This is a genomic window from Kosakonia sp. MH5 (genome assembly GCF_009935945.1).
Taxonomy (GTDB): Bacteria; Pseudomonadota; Gammaproteobacteria; order Enterobacterales; family Enterobacteriaceae; genus Kosakonia; species Kosakonia radicincitans.
The window spans coordinates 869,622-883,727 of the sequence record NZ_QODH01000001.1 but is presented as its reverse complement, the minus strand read 5'-3'; the positions used below and the strand labels follow the sequence as shown (position 1 = coordinate 883,727).

General features: G+C 55.1%; 12 protein-coding genes. 7 read left to right on the top strand and 5 right to left on the bottom strand.

Going from position 1 to position 14,106, the window contains the following annotated elements; genetic code table 11:
• Window positions 1-22 precede the first annotated feature (22 nt).
• On the bottom strand, window positions 23-769 hold the full coding sequence (dsbG, locus tag DK872_RS04200) for a thiol:disulfide interchange protein DsbG (RefSeq protein ID WP_007373824.1): 747 nt from the start codon (window positions 767-769) through the stop codon (window positions 23-25).
• 365 nt (window positions 770-1,134) lie between these two features.
• On the opposite strand from dsbG, the gene ahpC reads away from it, so the two are divergent.
• Both ahpC and ahpF read left to right on the top strand, forming a co-directional pair.
• Complete coding sequence (gene ahpC, locus DK872_RS04195) at window positions 1,135-1,698, top strand: alkyl hydroperoxide reductase subunit C (RefSeq protein ID WP_007373826.1); 564 nt, start codon at window positions 1,135-1,137, stop codon at window positions 1,696-1,698.
• Between the two features lie 234 nt (window positions 1,699-1,932).
• Entirely contained in the window at window positions 1,933-3,498 is a 1,566-nt protein-coding gene (gene ahpF / locus DK872_RS04190; protein ID WP_007373827.1) for an alkyl hydroperoxide reductase subunit F, read from the top strand.
• A gap of 108 nt (window positions 3,499-3,606) precedes the next feature.
• On the opposite strand, the gene uspG is transcribed toward ahpF, so the two are convergent.
• From uspG to dcuC, 4 genes are all read right to left on the bottom strand, one after another.
• On the bottom strand, window positions 3,607-4,035 hold the full coding sequence (gene uspG, locus DK872_RS04185; RefSeq protein WP_007373828.1) for a universal stress protein UspG: 429 nt from the start codon (window positions 4,033-4,035) through the stop codon (window positions 3,607-3,609).
• Between the two features lie 146 nt (window positions 4,036-4,181).
• The gene (gene rnk, locus DK872_RS04180; protein WP_035886000.1) at window positions 4,182-4,592 is read right to left on the bottom strand and encodes a nucleoside diphosphate kinase regulator; all 411 of its coding nucleotides are present in this window, start codon (window positions 4,590-4,592) and stop codon (window positions 4,182-4,184) included.
• Window positions 4,593-4,743: 151 nt separating this feature from the next.
• Window positions 4,744-5,547 (bottom strand): ribonuclease I, encoded by an 804-nt coding sequence (gene rna / locus DK872_RS04175; protein WP_161518051.1) that lies wholly within the window; start codon window positions 5,545-5,547, stop codon window positions 4,744-4,746.
• Window positions 5,548-5,647: 100 nt separating this feature from the next.
• Window positions 5,648-7,024 carry an anaerobic C4-dicarboxylate transporter DcuC gene (gene dcuC / locus DK872_RS04170; protein ID WP_035885999.1) on the bottom strand — a complete coding sequence of 459 codons (1,377 nt, stop codon included), beginning with the start codon at window positions 7,022-7,024 and terminating at the stop codon, window positions 5,648-5,650.
• Between the two features lie 344 nt (window positions 7,025-7,368).
• Here dcuC and DK872_RS04165 point away from each other — a divergent pair, with 344 nt between their 5' ends.
• The 5 genes from DK872_RS04165 to DK872_RS04145 are packed head-to-tail and all read left to right on the top strand — an operon-like array spanning window position 7,369 to window position 14,023.
• Window positions 7,369-7,776, top strand: coding sequence for a hypothetical protein (locus DK872_RS04165; RefSeq protein WP_007373833.1), 408 nt, complete (start codon window positions 7,369-7,371; stop codon window positions 7,774-7,776).
• Between the two features lie 54 nt (window positions 7,777-7,830).
• Entirely contained in the window at window positions 7,831-8,184 is a 354-nt protein-coding gene (locus DK872_RS04160) for a copper-binding protein (protein WP_227135838.1), read from the top strand.
• 12 nt (window positions 8,185-8,196) lie between these two features.
• The gene (locus DK872_RS04155) at window positions 8,197-9,450 is read left to right on the top strand and encodes a TolC family protein (protein ID WP_071920481.1); all 1,254 of its coding nucleotides are present in this window, start codon (window positions 8,197-8,199) and stop codon (window positions 9,448-9,450) included.
• Window positions 9,450-10,907 carry an efflux RND transporter periplasmic adaptor subunit gene (locus tag DK872_RS04150; protein WP_161518050.1) on the top strand — a complete coding sequence of 486 codons (1,458 nt, stop codon included), beginning with the start codon at window positions 9,450-9,452 and terminating at the stop codon, window positions 10,905-10,907. Before DK872_RS04155 ends, DK872_RS04150 begins: the two co-directional genes overlap by 1 nt.
• Complete coding sequence (locus tag DK872_RS04145) at window positions 10,904-14,023, top strand: efflux RND transporter permease subunit (protein ID WP_035885996.1); 3,120 nt, start codon at window positions 10,904-10,906, stop codon at window positions 14,021-14,023. Before DK872_RS04150 ends, DK872_RS04145 begins: the two co-directional genes overlap by 4 nt.
• Window positions 14,024-14,106 lie beyond the last annotated feature (83 nt).

Below are 14,106 nucleotides of genomic sequence, written 5' to 3'. Positions count from 1 at the left end.
GGCGGCGCGGTCTGCGTCGCCGTTATTTCTCGCCCATAATGGTTTTCAGTTTTTCCGCGTCCGGCAAGCCCACTTCCTGCTGTAACACGTTATCTTCATTCATGTAGTAAATCGCTGGCGTGGCATTCGCACCGAGATCGTCCATGATTTTCTGGTTGATATTGAGCTTTTTCATGATCTCCGGCGGCACGGATTTCGGAAGCGTCAGCGCCATCTTGCCGTTGGACTGTTCATAATCGTGCCAGCTTTTCGCCGGATCTTTCGCACTCATGATCGCCGCAGCGGCCGCCGGGCTTTCCGGTTTGATCACGCCAACCAGTAATGTGCGCAGCTGCACTTTGCCGGATTCCACCCACGGACGCGCCTGCTGCCAGAACTGTTTGCAGTACGGGCAGTACGGATCGGCGAACATGTACACCACGCGCGGCGCCTCTTTTTTGCCATCAAGGATCCAGTCGGCTTTTTCCATCTGCTGCCACAGCGCGCGGCCCGCCGGGGCGTAAATCTCTTTGGTGATTAACTTCTCGCTGAGGTTGGTGCCCGCCTCGTCGTACATATAGCCAGAGATGGCGTGTTTACCGTCCGGCGTGACGTAAATGGTAACGCCCATCTCCTGATATTTACCGAGATATCCCTTCATACCGCCCGGCGCATCGAAGGATTTGATGATGGTGATGCCTTGCTTTTCTATGGCTTTTACCGGAGCAGGTAACTCTTCAGCATGCAGGGTCAGCGGCAGCAACGTCAGCATTAACAGGCGCTTAAGCATAAAAATCCTTACTAATTAAATGGTTAATATTCGACTTAGGGAAAACCTATCACAATCATCGGCAGGATCGCGAAATGAAACGTTGTCGTCAGCCGCCCACAGTGTTCTAATCGAACAGCTTGATGGCCTTTAGGTTATGAGCGCAACGCATAGCCAGCTTGCTGGCGCTGAAGCACCCACGGGTATTTCAGGTATCGAGGCCACCCGTCGCGGTGGCCTTTTTACTTTTGGCAAATCAGCCGTTCACATGGTTGCTCGTTAGGGTTTGTTAGCTAACGCTTATTGATTTGATAAAGCAAACGCATTGGCTCGATCAAACAAAGTTCGTTAACTTACACCCCAACGAAAACACGGAGGAAGTATAGATGTCCTTAATTAATACCAAGATCAAACCTTTCAAAAACCAGGCGTTCAAAAACGGTGAGTTCATCGAAGTAACCGAGAAAGATACTGAAGGCCGCTGGAGCGTCTTCTTCTTCTACCCGGCTGACTTCACTTTCGTATGCCCGACTGAACTGGGCGACGTGGCTGACCATTACGAAGAGCTGCAGAAACTGGGCGTAGACGTTTACTCTGTCTCTACCGACACCCACTTCACCCACAAAGCGTGGCACAGCAGCTCTGAAACCATCGCGAAAATCAAATACGCGATGATCGGCGACCCGACTGGCGCCCTGACCCGTAACTTCGAAAACATGCGTGAAAACGAAGGTCTGGCTGACCGTGCCACTTTCGTTGTTGACCCGCAGGGCATCATCCAGGCCATCGAAGTAACCGCTGAAGGCATCGGCCGTGACGCTTCTGATCTGCTGCGTAAAATCAAAGCGGCTCAGTATGTTGCTTCTCACCCAGGCGAAGTTTGCCCGGCTAAATGGAAAGAAGGCGAAGCGACTCTGGCTCCGTCTCTGGACCTGGTCGGCAAAATCTAAATTTCCCTGCGTCATTACGGCGTTGGCGTCACCTGCTCACCCCGGTCACTTACTGATGTAAGCTGCCGGGTACTTTCAGGCTGGTCGCCTTGCTCTGACGCGAAATACTGGGGAAATTATCTTACAAACGGGTGCTTTTGGTGCCCGTTTTATTCAGCACCATGATGCAAGTTGCATTGATGCAGCCCAGAACAACGCGGCTTGCATGATGATGTTTTAAGCGAGGGATTAAGAATGCTCGACACCACAATGAAAACCCAGCTCAAGGCTTACCTTGAGAAACTGACTAAACCTGTTGAGTTGATTGCTACGCTGGATGACAGCGCGAAATCGGCAGAAATCAAAGAACTGCTGGGCGAAATCGCTGAGCTGTCTGACAAAGTCTCCTTTAAAGAAGACAACAGCCTGGCGGTGCGCAAACCGTCATTCCTGATCACCAACCCAGGCTCAACCAGCGGCCCGCGCTTTGCCGGTTCGCCGTTGGGTCACGAATTTACCTCACTGGTGCTGGCACTGCTGTGGACCGGTGGGCATCCGTCGAAAGAGGCGCAGGCGCTGCTGGAGCAGATCCGCGATCTCGACGGTGACTTTGAATTTGAAACCTATTACTCGCTCTCCTGCCATAACTGCCCGGACGTAGTCCAGGCGCTGAACCTGATGGCCGTGCTGAACCCGCGCATCAAACATACGGCGATTGACGGCGGTACGTTCCAGAACGAAATCACCGATCGCAACGTAATGGGCGTTCCGGCGGTGTTCGTGAACGGTAAAGAGTTCGGCCAGGGGCGTATGACGCTGACGGAAATCGTCGCCAAAATCGATACCGGCGCGGAAAAACGTGCGGCGGAAGAGCTGAACAAACGCGACGCTTACGATGTATTGATCGTCGGTTCCGGCCCGGCGGGCGCGGCGGCGGCAGTCTACTCTGCGCGTAAAGGTATTCGTACCGGCCTGATGGGCGAGCGTTTCGGCGGCCAGGTGCTGGATACCGTGGATATCGAAAACTACATCTCCGTACCGAAAACCGAAGGCCAGAAACTGGCGGGTGCACTGAAAGCGCACGTAGCGGATTACGACGTGGATGTGATTGACAGCCAGAGCGCCAAAAAACTGACCCCGGCGGCAGTTGAAGGCGGTCTGCACCAGATTGAAACCGCGTCCGGCGCGGTGCTGAAAGCTCGCAGCATCATCATTGCGACCGGCGCGAAATGGCGCAACATGAACGTTCCGGGTGAAGATCAGTATCGCACCAAAGGCGTGACCTACTGCCCGCACTGCGACGGCCCGCTGTTTAAAGGCAAACGTGTGGCGGTGATCGGCGGCGGTAACTCTGGCGTGGAAGCGGCTATCGACCTGGCGGGGATTGTTGAGCACGTGACGCTGCTGGAATTCGCCCCGGAAATGAAAGCCGACCAGGTATTGCAGGATAAAGTGCGCAGCCTGAAAAACGTCGACATCATTCTGAACGCGCAGACCACCGAAGTGAAAGGCGACGGCAGCAAAGTGACCGGCCTTGAGTACCGTGACCGCATCAGCGGTGACGTACATCAGGTCGCGCTGGCCGGGATTTTTGTCCAGATTGGTCTGCTGCCGAACACCACTTGGCTGGAAGGCGCGATTGAGCGCAACCGCATGGGCGAAATCATCATTGATGCCAAATGTGAAACCAGCGTGAAAGGCGTGTTTGCTGCAGGCGACTGCACCACGGTGCCGTACAAACAGATCATCATTGCAACCGGTGAAGGCGCTAAAGCCTCTCTGAGTTCGTTTGATTACCTGATTCGCACTAAGACTGCATAAGCAAAATAAGAAAGTAAGCAATACCTGCATAAAAAAAAGAGGCTACCTTCGGGTAGCCTCTTTTTTTATGCAGGATGGCATTAGCGCCATCCGGCAACCCAACAATATTTACCGCACCACCAGCACCGGAATATGCGCGTGGCGCACGATGTTGGCGGCATTGGAGCCGAGCAGGTGAGTGGTAATTGACGGATTGCGCGAGGCGATAACCACCATATCCGCGAGCAGTTCTTCGGCCAGCTCATTGACCACATCTCGCACGTTGCCAAAACGTACATGGGTGCGCACGCGTGACGGCTCAATGGAAAAATGGGTCTTCATGGTGTCGAGGCGGGTTTGCGCTTCCTGCTGCAAATGCTCTTCGAAGCGGCGCAAATCGGCAGCAAAACGGTGCAGACTCATGCTGGCGGAAGCGGGTAATACATGCAGAAGATGAATAACGCCCTCGCGCTGGGCGAGGAACTCAGCGTGGCGCACCGCTTTGTCACTCAGCGCCATTTCGAAAACATCAACCGGCATAATAATGGTCTGATACATAAACGCTTCTCCCTGTGGGTTATGTTGTGCTGATTGAACCATAAAGGGCGTGAATTTTTTGCTGCGTATATGGCAAATATGAAGAATATGATGGCGGGAACGGAAAGAGGATGCGGGCGCATCCTCTGCGGAAAAAGCAGCGGGAATTAAAGCCTGAAATCGCCTGCTGCTTCGGGTTGATAAAGCAGCTCAAGCACTTCAAGATCGGTGGTGGTGCCGCCCGGCAACTGCCAGTGAATGCTGTCACCCACCCGTAAACCGAGCAGCGCAGCGCCAACCGGAGCCAGCACGGAAAGCTGCGTGGCGCTGTCGGTCATCTGCGCCGGATACACCAGCGTGCGCACCCGCTCTTCACCACTTTTCAGTTCGCGGAATTTCACCGTGCTGTTCATTGTTACTACATTGTGCGGCATCGCTTCCGGCGCGCACATCTGAGCGCGATCCAGCTCATCATTCAACGCATCCGCGACCGGCAGGCTGGCATAATCAGGTTGCTCCAGCAACCGGTCAAGACGCTCGGCGTCTCGCTCATTAATCATAATGGCAGGTCTGGACATCAGTTACTCCATGTCGTTTGATTGATCCAAAGAAAAACCCTCGCCGACGGGCAGCGAGGGTTTGTCTACAACGGATGATACTGAGAGCGCGGCCCGGTGTGAAGTGATGCGGCGCACATTTGCCGGAATTATGAATGTTCCGATCGTCGGCTCAGTAACCCGCTTTATCAATCACAAAACTGTTCCCGCAGTTACCGGGATGCGGCTGCGGCAAAAAGGAACCGCTGACCAGCGGGGCATTGATGGCATCGGCTTTGATGGCGATTTGCATCTCCGTCAGCCACGCCGGATTGCCGCTACAGGTCAACTTCACCGCTTTCACGCTTTGCTCGCCGTAGGCTTTGGCGACGGCTGCGTTGAATGCATCGCGGGTAACGGTTTTTCCGTAATTTTCTGCGAGGAAAACGCCGAGCGGGCTGGCTTTGATTTCGGTGTTCAGGCGCACCATCGCACCGAAATAGTCATCCGGATCGAATCCGAAACAGACGCCGTGTTTGGCATATTCATAACGCTCAAGGCAGGTATTGCTGCCTGCACCGGGCATGACGGCATTCAGTTTATTCGCCACTTCGAGCGATAAACCGGTTTCCGCTGCGGCGCATTTCTGGCTGGCTCTGGCTTCCGGCATATTGGGAACCGGGCGGGTAGCACAGCCGTAACGCATCCAGCGACGATCGTCGACGCCGCGCACGGCGATGGATTTCGGCAGAGCTGGCCACAGACCGTGTACCGTCAGGTAATCCGCTTTATTGGCGGGCTCTTTTTGCAGACGGCATTCATCGGGTTCGCTACGCCCGCGGTCATGCAAGCTCTGGCAAAATCCGGTCTGCCAGGATAGTGCCAGCACATAGCGATCGAAATCACCATATTGTTCGGGCTGGAGCGGTGCTGCGTACGCAGAAGAGAGCTGGATGGCGGCAACGCACAGGCCGATGGAGAGTCCCTTTTTAATCATTTCATTTCCTGATGGGTGAGTCCGGGTAATTACTATGAGTTATTAAAGCATAAAAAAAGCGCCGGGCAGGCGCTTTTTCATAAGTGGCGTTTATTGTTGATTAATGAACCGCAACCCCCGGAACCAGAAATTCAGTAGCAATAATCACTACAATCAGGCCAACCATCACCGGAACTGATGTGCGTTTTACCACTTCAAATGGCGAAATATTCGCCATCCCGGCCACCGCGACCACCACGCCGGAAACCGGAGAGATGGTGCGACCGAGGTTGGATGCCTGCAACATCGGGATCGACAGATACGCCGGGTTGATGCCGGATTCATGGGCCAGTTTCGGGATCATCTCGACAAAGGCGTAAAATGGCGCATTACCGGAACCGGTGGTCATTGCTGCCAGCATGGTGAGGATCACCAGTACCAGCATCAGAATAATGCTTGCCGAACCGAAAGAGGTGGCGATGGAGATCAGACTCTGGATAAAGCCGATGGTGCTCAAGCCCTGGGCGAAAACCCCGGCGGCGACCAACAGCATCACCACGCCTGCGAAGGCGTCGGCCATACCGCGATATGCCACTTCCAGCCCGGAGAAGACTTTTTGCGTATTAAAGCTGCGTAAAAATTCCAGCGCTGCTGCCAGCAACATACAGATCACCAGAATGGTGATGATGTGCAGTTCCGGGCCCCATTTACCGTCGAAAATCAGCACGCCGATAATTGGCGTAAACGGCAGAATGGCGTAAAACGTCGGCGCCGTGGTGGTGATGTCTTTCACATCCAGCATTTCGCTGACAATGTGCTCTTTTTTATCGAGAAAGCGCTGCCAGAAGTAGTGCGCGATTGCCATGGCGATAATCGCCGCAATCGAGATTGGCAGTGTGGTTTTGAAGGCAAAATCGATCAGCGGCATTTCGGCGGCTTTCGCGGCCAGCACTACATCGCCGGAAGTGGGCGAGAGAATAATTGCCGCTGGCGAGGCGCAAATCGCCGCTGCCGCACCGCGACTGATCCCGACGTTGACCATCACCGGGAACAGCGTTGCCATCAGCAGCACGCCGAGGCCCGTGGCGGACGACACCGCCAATGACATCAGGCAGGCAACGAAGTACGCGGCAATCATCAGCAAATAAGGTGAGTTGATAAAACGCAGCGGGCGCGAAGCCAGCTTGACCACCATATCGTTCGCACCAATGTGCGTCATATAGGCGGCAAAGCCGCACAGCATCATGATCATCATGCCGAGATCGCCGCCGCGGCTCATCAGCAGGATTTTAATGTATTCGACAATATCCGTGGCGCTGTAACCGGTACTGGTGGCGCTACCAGGTAATATTTTGTGCCCCATCAGCGCACTGACGATTAATAACGCCAGACCGCCGACAAACAGCACGCCGGTGGCGGAATAGCCTTTGATGATATAGCGCGCAACGCCGACAATCACCACCACGCCGATCAGCAGTTCGATCAATGTTAAAGTCATGTTATTGGTCCCGGAGGTTGACCTGAAAGATAAGTAAGTAAAAAAATCAGCAACGCAATGTGCCGAATAACGTGCGGTTCGTAGATGATTAAAATCAATGAAGCGTGATGTTGAGGGAAATATCGCGGGAATTTGCTATCAATCTACAGAATAAATAATGGCTGGTTGATAAGTTAAGCGAATGCATTACGATAATTTTGTATTTTAAATGATAAAAACTAGTTAATTAGTTTGGTTATTTAGGTTTCAATACAGCGCCAGACGTAAATTTGCTAAAAATATCTTTAAAAATAAAAATAGTGCTGCTTATACTCGCCGTTAATTTCCCACGGACCTGGTGTTTTATGCACGCTGAATGGCTATACCGAATTCGCTTTATGAAGCGGCATCTGTTGATGCTGCTGATGGCGTTCGGCTGGCTATTAATCCAGAGTCAGGTGGCGATTGCTTCTCATCACTGCGACTTGCAGGTTGACGAATCGCGAGCAGTAACCCAGCACATAAGCCATATGATGATGTCGGATACGACACCGCGTATGGACATGATGAAATCCCCGCTGTGCGAAAAGCATTGCGTGCCGGATGCAGCACAGAAGGATAGCGGCCACCCGCCTCTGGTGGCGCTGCCGGTTTCACTGACGCTGGCTGAAGTTACGCCGGTTTGTTCCCCCGTCGTCGATGAGGGTTGGTCATTAACCCCGCCCGCCGCAGGCCCGCCGGCAACGATCCGTTTTTGCCGGTTCAGGGAGTAGACAACTGTTAATTCATTGAATTTTATTTAATTTATGATTAACAGGAGTCTTATTATGCGTTCTTATGTACTGTGCATGCTGTCTGGCGTGCTGTTGTTCTCCGTTTCCGCTGTTCAGGCGGAAGATATGCATGCGATGCACGGCATGCACGATATGTCGCAACATGCGGCAATGCAGGCTCAGGCTCAGGAATACCAGAGCCAGGGTACCATCAAAAAACTCACCGCCGATTCTGTTTCCATCGCTCACGCTGCTATTCCGGCGCTGAACTGGCCGCCAATGACCATGCAATTTGCACTGGCGCAGGGCAGCGCGTTGCCTGCGGTAAAAGTGGGCGACGAGGTGAGCTTCACCTTTGTTCAGAGTGAGAGCGGTTACCAGCTCGTTTCATTGACGCCACAAAAATAACCGGGAGCGACAATGAAACGATACTCACTGAGTCTGCGGCTCGGTGGGGTATTGCTCGGACTGATGTGCTCCGCCGTGCAGGCGGAGCCATTGACGCTGACGCAATCCCTGGCCGCCGCGGAACGCTACTCTGCCGAACTTTCCGCCAACCGTAATGAAGCGCAGGCACTGGATGCGATGGCGGATTCCGCCCGCCAGTTGCCGGATCCAAAACTGAAATTTGGTATCGAAAACGTGCCGGTGCAGGGCAACAATGACCGCCGCTTAACCCGTGAGGGAATGACTATGCAGCGGATCGGCATCATGCAGCAGTACGTCAGCGCGGAAAAACGCGACCGCAAAGCCGAAACCCTGCTGGCCGAAGCGCAGAGCGTCAGTGCCAAATCCTCAGTGGTGCGCGCTAATTTACAGCGTGATACCGCGCAGGCGTGGCTCGATCTGGCGTTGTCAGAACAGGCGCTGCAAACCGCGCGTAAGCTGCTGGCAGAAACGGAACGCCAGCAGGGCGCACAGCGCGCCAGCGTCGGCGCAGGTAATGCCGCGCCGGACAGCGTGCTGGCATTTCGCGTGGGCTTAAGCGCGATGCGCGACAAAGTCACCCTCGCCGAACGTGATGTGCAACTGGCGCAAACCCGCTTGATGCAGCTTACCGGCGAGACGGTGACTGCCGTTTCTGGCGATCTTCCTCGTTATCAACGCTTGCCTGCCGATGAAAAAACGCTGGAGCAGGGCATTGCTCAGCATCCTGACATTGTCGCTGCCGCCAGCGCCGCCAACAGCGCGAAAACGCGTTCGGCGGAGTCAGCGATTGCGGCCATTCCGGATGTGGAAGTTGAAGTGTGGTACGGACGTCGCGCTGAAGGTTACGAGGATATGGCCGGGGTGATGTTCACCGTCGACCTGCCGCTGTTCCAGTCCCATCGTCAGGATAAAGATCACGCTGCGGATGTCTCGCGCACCATGCAGGCCAACGATCAACTGGCGCTGGCCGAGCGGGATCATATGGCGCAACTGCATTCCCTGATTGCTGAGTACAACGCGGCGCAAACGCTGTGGATGCGCCAGCGCGATGAAGTGCTGCCGATGGTGCGTCAGCGCGCCACCTTGCTGGCAGCCCAGTATCGTTCCGGGCAGTCGGATTTGTCGGCGCTGCTGGAAGCGCGCCGTAACGTCCTCGACAGCGAGCTGGCCGTTAATCAGGCCGAGAAAGAGATGGCGCAGAAATGGGCCGCGATCCGTTGGTTGATCCCGCAGGAGTTGATGTGATGAAGAAGACCCTCTTGGCTGTCGCGATCGCCGCATGTCTCGCAGCGGGCGCAGGCTATTTTATCGGGCGGCAACACACCGCGCCTGCCGCATCCGGCGAACAAGCGCAGGAACGCAAAGTGCTCTACTGGTACGACCCAATGGTACCGGATCAGCGTTTTGACAAACCCGGTAAATCACCGTTTATGGATATGCCGCTCAAACCGCGTTATGCCGATGAAGCCCCGGCCAGCGGCGGTGTGAGCGTGAGTGCGCAGCAGCAGCAGAATCTCGGCATGACCACGGCAAAAGTGGAAAAACGCGTTCTCGGCAGCGCCTTCTCTGCGTTCGCCACAGTAACGACCGATGAGCGCAGCATCCAGAGCGTGCCTTCTCCGGCGGCGGGCGTGGTAGAAAAACTGTTTGTCCGTGCGCCGCAGCAGTGGGTGAAAAAAGGCGAAGCGCTGGCACAGTTGTGGATCCCACAATGGACGACTTCTCAGCAGGAGTATCTGGCGGTACGCCACCTGGGAGATGGCGAACTGACGCGTGCTGCCCGCGAACGTCTGGCATTGCAGTTTATGCCGGAAGCGATTATTCGCGCTGTCGAGCGCAGTGGGAAACCACAAACCCGCCTGACGCTGCGCGCCGATCGCGACGGTTACGTGGTCAAGCTGGATTCCCGTGAAGGCGCGCAAGTGGCCGCCACGCAAACCCTGTTTGAGCTCGCCAGCCTCGATCCGGTGTGGCTGGTTGTCGATTATCCGCAAAGCCAGGCACAGGCGCTCAGTGCAGGCAGCGAAGTGATAGCAACTTCTGCAAGCTGGCCGGGCGAGCAGTTTCATGGCCGCGTCAGCGAATTGTTGCCGCAACTGGAGACCACCACCCGTACGCTGAAAGCGCGCATTGTGCTCGATAATCCGCAGCAAAAACTCAAACCCGGTATGTTTCTCACCGTAACGCAGCCGGAATCTGCACGGCAACCGGCAGTGCTGGCGATCCCGGAAGAGGCGCTGATTGCAACGGGGGCTGCCAGCCGTGTGCTGCTGGCTACGGGCGATGGCCACTTCCAGGCGGCAAACGTGACGACCGGGCGCACGGCGCAAGGCTGGACTGAAGTGCTGTCCGGCGTCAAGGAAGGTGACAACGTGGTCACTTCCGGCCAGTTCCTGATTGATTCGGAAGCCAGTTTGCGCAGTGCATTGCCGGAACAGCAGGCGCAACAACAGCCAGCGGCGAAAAAAGTCGAGACTTATGAAGGAACCGGCGTGGTGAAAGCCATCGAAGCAGGCAGTATTACCCTGTCGCACCAACCCATTCCGGCACTGAACTGGGGAGCGATGACGATGGACTTCGTGCTCAAACAACCCGATCCCAGTGTCAAGCCGGGCGAGACAGTGATGTTCAGCTTTGTACTGGATGATGAAGAGGGCGCAGTTATCACTCACCTGATGCCGATGCAGGAGGAGATGAAATGATCGCTGCCGTTATTCGTGCCTCGCTGCGCAACCGCTTGTTGATCCTGCTGGCCGCTCTGGTGCTGACCGGCTGGGGGATCTGGGCGGTTCAACGCGCACCGCTCGATGCACTACCGGATTTGTCGGATGTGCAGGTGATTATTCGCGCCAGCTATCCGGGCAAAGCGCCGCAAATTATTGAAGACCAGGTCACCTATCCGCTCACCACTGCCATGCTTTCCGTGCCGGGCGCAAAAACGGTACGTGGCTATTCGATGTTCGGCGATTCCTATGTGTATGTTTTATTCGAGGACGATACCGATCTCTACTGGGCGCGATCGCGGGTGCTGGAGAATCTAAGCCAGATCCAGTCCTCGCTGCCTGCCGGGGTGAACGTCGGGCTGGGGCCGGATGCTACCGGCGTTGGCTGGATTTATGAGTATGCGCTGGTTGATCGCAGCGGTAAGCACAATCTGGCGGATCTACGCGCTTTACAGGACTGGACGCTGAAGTTCGAGCTAAAAACGGTGCCGAACGTGGCGGAAGTTGCCAGTGTTGGCGGGATGGTACGTCAGTATCAGATTGTGCCGGATCCGGCACGAATGCGGGCGCTGAATATTACCCATGAACAGATTGTCAATGCGGTGCAGGCGGCGAACCAGGAGAGCGGCGGCGCGCTGCTGGAGATGGGCGAAGCCGAGTTCATGGTGCGTACAACCGGCTATTTGCGGCAGTTGTCGGATTTTCGTCAGATAGTGATCGCCAGCCGCGAGGGCGTGCCGGTGATGCTTTCAGATGTGGCGACGGTGCGGTTGGGGCCGGAACTACGACGCGGCGTGGCGGAGTACAACGGCGAAGGGGAAGTTGCAGGCGGTATTATCGTCATGCGTTACGGCAAAAATGCGCTGGATACTATCCACGCCGTTAAAGCCAAATTGGGTGAAATACAGAAAACGCTGCCCGCCGGGGTGGAGATCGTACCGGTTTATGACCGTTCAACGCTGATTGAGCATGCGGTTGAGACGCTCACCCATAAACTGATTGAAGAGTTTATCGTTGTTGCTCTGGTTTGTACGCTGTTCTTGTTCCACTTCCGCTCTGCGCTGGTGGCCATCGTCTCGTTGCCGCTGGGGATTCTTGGCGCGTTTATTGTGATGCACTATCAGGGCATCAACGCCAACATAATGTCGCTTGGAGGGATTGCCATCGCCATTGGCGCCATGGTGGATGCCGCGATTGTGATGATCGAGAACATGCATAAGGTGATGGAGCAGTGGCGACATGATAACCCCGATCGTCAACCGACGAGTGCTGATTACTGGCGCTGTTCAGAGCGGGCGGCGGTGGAAGTTGGTCCTGCTCTGTTTTGCAGCCTGTTGATCATCACGCTGTCATTTATTCCGGTGTTTTCGCTAGAAGCGCAGGAAGGGCGCATGTTTTCCCCGCTGGCATTTACCAAAAGCTGGGCGATGGCGGTTGCGGCAGGGCTTGGGATCACGCTTGTACCGGTGCTGATGGGGTTGTTTATTCGCGGCAAAATCCCCGATGAAAAAGCAAATCCGATTAACCGCTTTCTGATCCGTCTGTACGAGCCGCTACTGGATAAAGTGCTGGCATGGCCGAAAGCGACGCTGGGCATTGCGCTGCTGTTGCTGGTGGCGACGCTGTGGCCGTTAAGTCGTCTGGGCAGTGAGTTTATGCCGCCGCTCGATGAAGGCGATTTATTGTATATGCCCTCGACGCTACCGGGGATTTCCGCCCGTGAAGCCAGCCGTTTGTTGCAGCAAACCGATCGGCTGATCAAAAGCGTGCCGGAAGTGGAAAGCGTGTTTGGTAAAGCGGGAAGGGCGGAGACGGCAACGGATCCTGCGCCGCTCACCATGGTGGAAACGACCATCCGCTTTAAACCGCGTGACCAGTGGCGCCCTGGAATGACGCCGGAGAAACTGGTTGATGAGCTGGATAAGACCGTGAGTATTCCGGGGATTGCGAATGTCTGGGTACCGCCGATCCGTAACCGCCTGGATATGTTGGCGACCGGTATTAAAAGCCCGGTCGGCATAAAGGTGAACGGTAATAACATCGCCGATATCGAGCGCGTGGCGCAGCAAATCGAGCAGGTTGTGAAAACCGTGCCGGGAGTGACTTCGGCACTGGCGGAAAGGCTGGCGGGCGGGCGCTATGTCGATATCAACATCAACCGGGCGCAGGCCGCGCGTTATGGCGTTTCGGTGAAAGAGCTGCAATCACTGGTTTCCACGTTGGTGGGTGGGGAAAATATTGGCGAAGTGCTGCAAGGTCGTGAACGCTTCCCGATTAATGTGCGTTATCCGCGTGAAATACGCGATAACGTCGATGATCTGCGCACATTACCCGTAATAACCGAGAATGGCAGCCAGATTGCACTTGGTGAGCTGGCCGATATCGTAGTTACGGAAGGGCCACCGATGCTGAAAAGCGAAAATGCGCGCCTGTCCAACTGGATTTACGTCGATCTGCGCGGACGAGATTTAAAATCCGCCGTTGAAGAGATGCAGCAGCGAGTGGCGCAGCAGGTTAAGCTACCGCAAGGTGTGACACTGTCGTGGTCCGGTCAGTTTGAATATCTGGAGCGTGCAACGGCGAAGCTGAAGATCGTCTTGCCGGTAACGTTAATGATTATCTTTGTCTTGCTGTTTATTACCTTCAAACGTGTCACCGATGCCCTGTTAATAATGGGGACATTACCCTTCTCATTGATTGGCGGTGTCTGGTTATTGTGGCTACTGGGATATAACTTATCCGTTGCCGGGGCCGTTGGATTTATTGCGCTGTCCGGTGTTGCGGCGGAGTTCGGCGTTATTATGGTGCTCTATCTGAACCACGCACTGGATAAATATCGTCAATGCGATCCGCAGGGAGGAAATAAGATGTTGCTGCGGGCAATTCATGAGGGGGCCGTATTGCGTGTGCGGCCGAAGGTGATGACTGTCGCGACTATTATGGCAGGATTGTTGCCCATCATGTGGGGCAGTGGCAGCGGATCAGAGGTCATGAGCCGTATCGCTGCGCCGATGATCGGCGGTATGGTCACTGCGCCATTACTGTCGATGCTGGTCATTCCGGCGGTGTATTACTTGTTGCATCGTCGACGCTAAGAAAATGTACGCCGCAATATTGTTGCGGCGTAACATATTGTATTTAACCTGAAAATGATTAGCGGAATAAGGAATTTTCGCTA

Bases quoted from the DNA above. Each gene is read 5' to 3' on its own strand.
- dsbG (WP_007373824.1), bottom strand. From the start codon at position 769: ATGCTTAAGCGCCTGTTAATGCTGACGTTGCTGCCGCTGACCCTGCAT.
- ahpC (WP_007373826.1), top strand. From the start codon at position 1,135: ATGTCCTTAATTAATACCAAGATCAAACCTTTCAAAAACCAGGCGTTC.
- ahpF (WP_007373827.1), top strand. From the start codon at position 1,933: ATGCTCGACACCACAATGAAAACCCAGCTCAAGGCTTACCTTGAGAAA.
- uspG (WP_007373828.1), bottom strand. From the start codon at position 4,035: ATGTATCAGACCATTATTATGCCGGTTGATGTTTTCGAAATGGCGCTG.
- rnk (WP_035886000.1), bottom strand. From the start codon at position 4,592: ATGTCCAGACCTGCCATTATGATTAATGAGCGAGACGCCGAGCGTCTT.
- rna (WP_161518051.1), bottom strand. From the start codon at position 5,547: ATGATTAAAAAGGGACTCTCCATCGGCCTGTGCGTTGCCGCCATCCAG.
- dcuC (WP_035885999.1), bottom strand. From the start codon at position 7,024: ATGACTTTAACATTGATCGAACTGCTGATCGGCGTGGTGGTGATTGTC.
- DK872_RS04165 (WP_007373833.1), top strand. From the start codon at position 7,369: ATGCACGCTGAATGGCTATACCGAATTCGCTTTATGAAGCGGCATCTG.
- DK872_RS04160 (WP_227135838.1), top strand. From the start codon at position 7,831: ATGCGTTCTTATGTACTGTGCATGCTGTCTGGCGTGCTGTTGTTCTCC.
- DK872_RS04155 (WP_071920481.1), top strand. From the start codon at position 8,197: ATGAAACGATACTCACTGAGTCTGCGGCTCGGTGGGGTATTGCTCGGA.
- DK872_RS04150 (WP_161518050.1), top strand. From the start codon at position 9,450: ATGAAGAAGACCCTCTTGGCTGTCGCGATCGCCGCATGTCTCGCAGCG.
- DK872_RS04145 (WP_035885996.1), top strand. From the start codon at position 10,904: ATGATCGCTGCCGTTATTCGTGCCTCGCTGCGCAACCGCTTGTTGATC.